Genomic DNA, 8,138 nt, shown 5'->3' with positions numbered 1-8,138 from the left:
CTACCCATGGGGCCGGGCTCCGGCCCCTATCTCAGCACTCCAAGAGATCAGCGTTTCTTCGATTTGGCCGGCGCCTTCGCCGGCGCCGGCTTCTTCGCCGCGATCCAAGTATCGATGTGCTTCTCCAGCACCTGCAGCGGCACCGAGCCGGTCGACAGCACTTCGTCGTTGAAATCGCGCAGGTCGAAATCCTTGCCGAGGGCCTTGCGCGAGCGCTCGCGCAGCTCGGAGATCTTCAGCTGGCCGATCTTGTAGGCCAACGCCTGGCCGGGCCAGCCGATGTAACGGTCGATCTCGTTGACCACGTCCTGCTCGGTCTTGGGGGCGTTGTCCATGAAGAACTTGATCGCCTTGTCGCGGCTCCAGCCCTTGCTGTGCATGCCGGTGTCGACCACCAGCCGGACCGCGCGCCACATGTCGTAGGACAACTGGCCCATGCGGTCGTAGGGGTCGTCGTACAGGCCCATGTCGTAGCCCAGGCGCTCGGCATACAGGCCCCAGCCCTCGCCGTAGGCGACGAAGTAGCCGGTGCGGCGGAACATCGGCGCGTCCGGCAGCTCCAGGCCGCGGGCGAACTGGAAGTGATGGCCCGGCACCGCCTCGTGCAACGACAGCGGCATCATTTCCCAGGTCGGGCGGACCTCGGGCTTGTACAGGTTGACGTAGTAGTAGCCGGCCCGGGTGCCGTCGACCGCGCCCGGCAGGTAATACGCCGTGGTCGTGTCCGGGGCGACGTTGTCGGGGATCGGGCGTACGCCGTAGGGCTGGCGCGGGATCAGCTTGGAAATCTTGACCAGCTCCGGGTCGATCCGCTTGGAGATCGCCTGGTAGGCCTCGAGCAGCGCCGCCGGGGTCTTGTAGAAGAACTTCGGGTCGCTGCGCAGATAGGTGAAGAACTCCGCCAGGGTGCCCTTGAAGCCGACCTCGGCCTTGACCTTCTCCATCTCGGCGCGGATGCGCGCGACCTCCTTGAGGCCGATCTTGTGGATCGCATCGGCGCTCAGATTGGTGGTGGTGAAATCGGCGGCGAGGAAGTCGTAATAGGCCTTGCCGTCGGGCAGGTCGCTGGCGGCGATGCTGGTGCGCGCCGCCGCCAGGTACTCCTTCTCGAAGAAGCTGCCGAACTCGCGGTAGGCCGGCACGATGGTCTCGGCGATGACCTTCTTGGCCTCGGCCTGCAAGGCCTTGCGCTCGGCCGCCGGCACGCTGTCGGGGAAGCGGTTGAAGGGCTTGTAGAACGGGCTCTTGCTGGGGTCCTCGACGATCTGCTTGGCGATCTGGCCTGGCACGCGTTGCATCAGCACGCGTGGCGGGGTGATCCCGGCCTTGGCGCCCTCGCGCAGCAGGGCCTGGTTCTGTTCGATCAGCACCGGCAAGGCGCGCATGCGCGCGAGCCAGTCGCGGTAGTCCTTGACCTGTTCGAACGAGAGGCCTTCGACCAGGCCGTCGGCGGTCTGCACGCCGCCGCTCTGCCCGACCGGCGCCAGGTATTCGCGGTACTTCTGCCGCTCGATGCTCTTGCCGAGGTTCCAGCCGAACACGTCGTAGTTGAGCTGGTCGGCTTCCGACAACTGGCTGCGATCGATGGCCTTGAGCTTGGCCAGCGCCTGGCGGTCGCTCTCCTGACGCGCCTGGATCGCGCTCAGGCTGGCGTCGGTCCAGCGGTCGTTATAGCGCTTGTCGCCGTTGAAGCTGGCGCCTTCGGGGTTCTCGCGCAGGCCGCGCTCCCACTCCTCGTCGAACAAACGATGCAGCGCCTCGGTGGAGGCGTTGGCATTGCGCGTGGCGGATGCGGCAGTGGCGGGCGCGGCCGTGGCCATCGAGGCCAACGGCGCGGCCAGGCCCACGGCGATGGCCGCGGCGAGCAGAACGGGACGGAGCATGGTGCGGATTCCCCAGGAGACCAGCGGCCGAGTCTAGCCCGGCCTCGCGCCGCTGCCGCATGTCGAAAGTTGGCGGCAACGCCGCACCGGCCGCAATCGGCAAAGCGCATCGAGCGCGCTGGAAGCACCGCGATCCGTCAGAGCGCTGCGAAGCGCAATCTCGATACGGACCGAAGCAGGTCCGGCTTACGCCGCCCTGCCCTAGTCGAACTCAGGCAGCGTCGGCCTGGGTGGTGAAGCTTTCGCCGCAACCGCATTCGGCGGCGGCGTTCGGGTTCTGGAACACGAACATCTCGCCGAGGCCCTGCTTGAGGAAATCGATGCGAGTGCCGTCGACCAGCGGCAGGCTGATCGGGTCGACATAGATGCGCACGCCGTCCTGCTCGAACACGGTGTCGCCTTCGCGCTCGTCGCGGGCCAGGTCGGCGATGTGCTGCCAGCCCGAGCAACCGGTACGGGTCACGCCGAAACGCAGGCCCAGCGCGGTCGGCGTTTCGGTCAGGAAATGCTGGACACGTGCGAGCGCGGCGGGGGCGAGGGTCACGGACATGGCGGTACTCGTAAGAATGTTGTGCTCGATGCCGGCTGCGGCCTGGAAGGCTGCGGCCGGATCGGCGCTACCGGAATGGTAGCAGCCTGGCATCGGCGGGCTGTACCCGATATGGCGGCATTGCGACGGCGTTCAAGCAGGCGTCCTGTCGCCGCCAGCCTGTCGCAGCGCCGGCAAAGACGCTGCTTCGGGCCTGAACGCCTCAGTCGCTGCGCCCTGCCCCGGTCGCCGCGGCCGGGGCCGGGGCCGGCGCCGCATCCGGCGGCGCCATCAGATAGGTGGCGAAACTGCCGAGCCAATGGGCACCGGCGTAATGGCTGTCGCCGACCGCGATCAGGCCGAGTTCGCGATGCACGGCGGCGGCCGCACGCAAGGCGCGGATGCGCCGATCGCGCGGCGGCAATCCGGCGGCGATGCCTTCCAGCATCCAGGCCCGGCTCAGGTTGAGGCCGTCGAGATGGGCGAGCTTGCCGTCCTCGGGGTCGAGCACCACGGCCGGGACCAGCCAGTCGGCGCGAGCGCGGCGCGGCACCTGCGGCAGGAACTCGCGCAGCCAGCGGGCGTACTCGTCCGGCGCCAGCACCCGACGCATCAGATCGGCTTCGGCCAGGCACGGCGAAAGGAAGTCCTGTCCGGAAGGCTCATAGGCCAAAGGGCAGTCGCGGTCGCCCTGGTAGAAGAAGCGCGAGCGGGCGATCAGGGCGTCGCGCAGCGCCTGGTCGCCGCTGCGGCGGGTCCAGTCCAGGGCCAGGCCGAAGGCGAACGCGGTCTGGCTGTGTTCACCGACGCGGATCGGGCGGGTCAGTTTCGGCAGCCAGCGCAGCAGCCGCGCAGCGGCTTCGCGCTCCAGCGGTTCCAGCGCCGCCGCCCATTGCCGCGCCTGCGGGTCGTCCCAGCCGCGCAACTGCGAGCCCAGTTGCAGCAACCAGGCCAGGCCATAGGGGCGTTCGAAGGTCTCGTCGCTGCTGCGGCGCAGATACGCCAGTTCGCCGGCGATGTTCTCGCCGGTCAGGTTGCGCGCCAGCGCGGCCCGCGCCGGCGCGGCGAACGGCGCCTGCGGGAAACGCTCGACCAGCCGCGCCAGCAACCAGTGCCCGTGCACCGAGGAATGCCAGTCGTAGCAGCCGTAGAAGGCCGGATACAGCTTGCTCGGCGCGGCCACGTCCTTGGCGCCTTCGAGGCGATGGCTGATTTTGTTCGGGTATTCGCGGCCGACGCAGCTCAGCGCGAGACCGGCGAAATGGCCGGCGCGTGCCTCGTCGAGCACGACCACCGGCAGGGGCTCCGGCGCAGGCGCCGCTGCGGCCGCCTGCGCGCATGTCGCGGCCGCCGCCATGGCGAGCATCCAGCCGGCCCACCCGCGTCCCCATCGCCTGCCCCATCGCCAAACCCGATTCATGCCGCGCCTCGCCCCCGTGGTCCAAAACGCAGTCTAAGGCCGCGGCGACCGGCACGCCCTGTGCCGGCAGCATCCGTTATCATCGCCGTCCTTTACTTTTCAACGCGCTGGGGCGGCATCACATGACGGTGGTTAGCGTCGAACAGGCACTCGCGGGCAAGATTCCGGCGGGCGGCGAAGTCACGGTACGCGGCTGGGTGCGTACCCGTCGCGATTCCAAGGCCGGACTGAGCTTCGTCAACGTCAGCGACGGCTCCTGCTTCGCACCGATCCAGGTCGTGGCGCCGAATACGCTGTCCAACTACGACGAGGAGGTCAAACACCTCACCGCCGGTTGCTCGGTGATCGCCACCGGCATCCTGGTCGCCTCGCAGGGCCAGGGCCAGAACTACGAGATCCAGGCCTCCAGCCTGCAGGTGGTCGGCTGGGTCGAGAACCCGCTCACCTACCCCATGCAGCCGAAGGCGCACACGCTGGAATACCTGCGCGAGTTCGCCCATCTGCGCCCGCGCACCAACCTGTTCGGCGCGGTCACCCGCATCCGCCACTGCCTGTCGCAGGCGGTGCACCGGTATTTCCACGAGAACGGCTACTACTGGATCAGCACGCCGATCATCACCACCTCCGACGCCGAGGGCGCCGGCCAGATGTTCCGGGTCTCGACCCTGGACCTGGCCAACCTGCCGCGCGAGAAGGACGGTGCGATCGATTTCTCGCGCGACTTCTTCGGCAAGGAAACCTTCCTGACCGTGTCCGGCCAGCTCAACGTCGAGGCCTACTGCCTGGCGCTGAGCAAGGTCTACACCTTCGGCCCGACTTTCCGCGCCGAGAACAGCAACACCACCCGCCATCTGGCCGAGTTCTGGATGATCGAGCCGGAGATCGCCTTCGCCGACCTGATGGAGAACGCACGGGTCGCCGAGGACTTCCTCAAGTACCTGTTCCGCGCGGTGCTCGACGAGCGCGGCGACGACATGGCCTTCATTGCCGAACGCGTCCAGCCCGATGCGATCACCCGCCTGGAGACCTTCGTCAACTCGCCGTTCGAACGCATCGACTACACCGATGCGATCTCGTTGTTGCAGAAGTCGGGGCAGAAGTTCGAGTTCCCGGTCGAATGGGGCCTGGACCTGCAGACCGAGCACGAGCGCTGGCTGACCGAGCAGCACGTCGGCCGCCCGGTGGTGGTGCTGAACTACCCCGAGCACTTCAAGGCCTTCTACATGCGCCTCAACGACGACGGCAAGACCGTCGCGGCGATGGACGTGCTGGCGCCCGGCATCGGCGAGATCATCGGCGGCAGCCAGCGCGAAGAGCGCCTCGACGTGCTCGACACGCGCATGGCGCAGTTCGGCCTGGATCCGGCGCATTACGACTGGTACCGCGACTTCCGCCGCTACGGCACCGTGCCGCACGCCGGTTTCGGCCTCGGCTTCGAGCGCCTGGTGGTCTACGTGTGCGGCCTGAGCAACATCCGCGACGCGATCGCCTACCCGCGCGCACCGGGCAGCGCCGAGTTCTGATCCGCCCGTGCCGGCGTGCTGCGGCCGTGTTCGTGGCGACATCGCTCGGTTCGCTCCGTGCCCGTGATCTCCGCGCAGGCGCGGATCCAACGACCTTGCAGGCTCTCGCACGAAGGGCCCTGGATCCCCGCCTGCGCGGGGATGACGGCCCGGAAGTTCGGCATGATCGGGCGGTAGCGCCCGCGACTCCCCGCCGCTTTACCCCGCCACGGCCGCGGCACATGATGGCTTCCGGCATCGATTCAGGCCCTTGGGCCACAGAGGTAAGACGTACGTGATCCTGTTCCTGGCCCTGACCTTCGTCGGCATCGCGATCTCCGCGTTCTGCGCGTTCGCGATCTTCTGGCCGCTGGCCCTGGTCCACCTGCGCGACCGCCATCCGGCCTTGCGCGGCGAACTCGGCGAGGCCGCCTTCGCCAATCCGTCCGCATGGGGCTGGCTGCTGCGCCAGCGCTATCGCGCCGCGAGCGACCGCAACCTCGACGGCCTGGCCACGCCGGCGCGGGTTTCGTTGCTGATCGTGTTCGCTTCGCTGGCCTGCGCGGGCCTGCTCTGGCTGCTTTCCATGATGGTGCCCTGATGACCGAAAACGAGTACGACACTTCTTCCACCCCGGCTTCCGGCGAAGGCCAATGGTGGCTGGCCACGCTCGGCCGCACCGTGGTCTGGGCGCGATTGCGCATACGCGAGGCCGGCACCGCCGAAGTCTTCGACAGCGACGCCAACACCTTGTCCTACGACAGCGAAGACACCGCCCGCGCCGCGCTCATGGACGCCGAGTTCGTCGAGCTCGAAGGCCTGGACGAAGAGGACGCGCAGGCACGCGGCTTCGCGCTCGACGAGCTGGTACCCCCGCAAGCCCAGGACGACGAGACGCTGGGCACGCTGATGATCCAGAAACTGCCGCAGCGCCACTGAGCCCAACGCCATGTACCTGCCGCGCGCCTTCGCCGAAACCGACCTGGGCGCGCTCGACCGCCTGGCCGACGCCTACGACTTCGCCACCCTGATCACCGTGCGCGACGACGCGCCGACGATCAGCCACTTGCCCCTGTTGTATCGGCGCGACGGCGAGCAAGTCGAACTGCGCGGCCATTGGGCGCGCCCGAACCCGCAGGCGCGCCACGCCGGCCCGGCCCTGGCGATCCTGCAAGGCCCGCACGCCTACGTGTCGCCAGGCTGGTACACCGACAAGGAAAGCGCGGCGCGGGTGCCGACCTGGAACTACGCCATCGCCCACCTGCACGGCGAATTGCAGACTTTCGAAGACGAGGCCGGCCTGGCCCAACTCGTCGACGACCTCAGCGCCCGCCACGAAGGCCGCATCGGCAGCGACTGGCGCTTCGAAGTCGAACGCGAGGAACTGCGCCGGCAATTGCGCGGCATCGTCGGTTTTCGCTTCAAGGTCGAACGCATCACCCTGAAGTTCAAACTCAGCCAGAACCATCCCCTGGCCAATCGCGAAAACGTCGCCACTCAGTTGCAGGCGCAGGACCGCGACGACAGCCGCGCGGTCGCCGCCCTGATGCGCGAGCGCATGGCCCTACCGAGCAGCGGAGACTGATATGGATCTGAACTTGAGCGGCAAGCACGCCTTGGTCTGCGGCGCCTCCGAAGGCATCGGCCGCGCCGCCGCGCACGAGCTGGCCCTGTTGGGCTGCGACGTGACCGTATTGGCGCGCCGCGCCGACGCCCTGGCCGCGGTCGCCGAGGCCTTGCCGCGCAGCGGCGCGCAGGCGCACGGCTGGATCGCCGCCGACGTCGCCGACGCGGCCACCCTCGCCGCCCAGGTCGAAGCGCTCGCAGCCGGCAAGCCGGTGCATATCCTGGTCAACAACACCGGCGGCCCGCCTGGCGGCCCGGCGCATACCGCCCTCGACAGCGCCTATCTGGACGCCTTCCAGCGCCACCTGCTCGCCAACCAGACCCTGGTGCGCGCGGTGCTGCCCGGCATGCGTTCGGCGCAATGGGGCCGCGTGGTCAACGTGATCTCGACCTCGGTCAAGGAACCGATCGTCGGCCTCGGCGTCTCCAACACTATCCGCGGCGCCGTTGCGAGCTGGGCCAAGACCTTGTCGCGCGAACTCGGCGCCGACGGCATCACCGTCAACAACGTCCTGCCTGGCTACACCCAGACCGCGCGCATCGAACAGATCATCGGCGACCGTGCCCGCAACAGCGGCCAAACGCAGGAGGCCGTGATCGAAGCCATGCGCAAGACCGTGCCGGCGAACCGCTTCGCCGCCCCTGGCGAGATCGCCGCCTGCATCGCCTTCCTGTGTTCGCCGGCCGCGGCTTACGTCAACGGCGTGAGCCTGGCGGTGGATGGTGGGCGGATGCAGTCGATTTGATCTGACAGTTGGGCGAATGCCGTCGTCCTAAGGGAGCGAACACGCGCCGAATCCAGCGTTATCCCACTGTAGGAGCGGCGTGAGCCGCGACCGCGGGATGCGCAGAAGCAACAACGCCGGTGCCGCGCATCGAAGCGGCGTGTTTCCGCGAGGGTAGGAGCGGCGTCCTACTGGATTTCCTTCGGTCACAAGCCGCGACCGCGCTGTTTCAATCTCGCGGCGCATCGCTCCCGCAAGATCAAGATCAGGATCAAACGCCAAAAGCTTCCGCCACTAAAGCGGCGGGTTACTTTCTTTTGTCATAAGCAACAAAAGAAAGGTAACCAAAGAAAAATGCTTCTCTTTGAATCAAGGGCCCGCACGTGCGGTGCTTTCGCAGGGCTCTACATACGGGACATCCCTGTCCCGATGAAAAACGGCTCGCGTCCCTGC

General features: G+C 67.8%; 8 protein-coding genes. 5 read left to right on the top strand and 3 right to left on the bottom strand.

Features of this window, described 5'->3' with window-relative positions; translation table 11 throughout:
- Nucleotides 1-47: 47 nt before the first annotated feature.
- The 3 genes from ACTJJK_RS05760 to ACTJJK_RS05750 form a co-directional block, all read right to left on the bottom strand.
- The gene (locus ACTJJK_RS05760) at nt 48-1,883 is read right to left on the bottom strand and encodes a DUF885 domain-containing protein (RefSeq protein ID WP_440729728.1); all 1,836 of its coding nucleotides are present in this window, start codon (nt 1,881-1,883) and stop codon (nt 48-50) included.
- Between the two features lie 211 nt (nt 1,884-2,094).
- Nucleotides 2,095-2,433 (bottom strand): HesB/IscA family protein, encoded by a 339-nt coding sequence (locus ACTJJK_RS05755; RefSeq protein WP_031372473.1) that lies wholly within the window; start codon nt 2,431-2,433, stop codon nt 2,095-2,097.
- Between the two features lie 202 nt (nt 2,434-2,635).
- Nucleotides 2,636-3,769 carry a DUF2891 domain-containing protein gene (locus ACTJJK_RS05750; protein ID WP_223621057.1) on the bottom strand — a complete coding sequence of 378 codons (1,134 nt, stop codon included), beginning with the start codon at nt 3,767-3,769 and terminating at the stop codon, nt 2,636-2,638.
- Between the two features lie 185 nt (nt 3,770-3,954).
- On the opposite strand from ACTJJK_RS05750, the gene asnS reads away from it, so the two are divergent.
- The 5 genes from asnS to ACTJJK_RS05725 all read left to right on the top strand — a co-directional run bounded on the left by asnS (nt 3,955) and on the right by ACTJJK_RS05725 (nt 7,706).
- Nucleotides 3,955-5,355, top strand: a complete 1,401-nt coding sequence (gene asnS, locus ACTJJK_RS05745) for an asparagine--tRNA ligase (protein ID WP_031372475.1) — start codon at nt 3,955-3,957, stop codon at nt 5,353-5,355.
- Between the two features lie 274 nt (nt 5,356-5,629).
- Nucleotides 5,630-5,935: a hypothetical protein gene (locus ACTJJK_RS05740; RefSeq protein WP_031372476.1), complete on the top strand. Its 306-nt coding sequence runs from the start codon at nt 5,630-5,632 to the stop codon at nt 5,933-5,935.
- A complete protein-coding gene (locus ACTJJK_RS05735) occupies nt 5,935-6,273 on the top strand; it encodes a hypothetical protein (protein WP_223621058.1) in 339 nt (112 codons plus the stop codon). The genes ACTJJK_RS05740 and ACTJJK_RS05735 overlap by 1 nt, the downstream gene beginning before the upstream one ends.
- Before the next feature lie 10 nt (nt 6,274-6,283).
- The gene (locus ACTJJK_RS05730; protein WP_440729727.1) at nt 6,284-6,919 is read left to right on the top strand and encodes an FMN-binding negative transcriptional regulator; all 636 of its coding nucleotides are present in this window, start codon (nt 6,284-6,286) and stop codon (nt 6,917-6,919) included.
- 1 nt (nt 6,920) lies between these two features.
- The gene (locus ACTJJK_RS05725) at nt 6,921-7,706 is read left to right on the top strand and encodes an SDR family oxidoreductase (protein ID WP_440729726.1); all 786 of its coding nucleotides are present in this window, start codon (nt 6,921-6,923) and stop codon (nt 7,704-7,706) included.
- Nucleotides 7,707-8,138 lie beyond the last annotated feature (432 nt).

It is taken from the genome of Lysobacter sp. 22409 (assembly GCF_052045105.1).
GTDB lineage: Bacteria > Pseudomonadota > Gammaproteobacteria > Xanthomonadales > Xanthomonadaceae > Lysobacter > Lysobacter antibioticus_B.
This window is presented reverse-complemented; position numbering and strand designations above follow the sequence as displayed.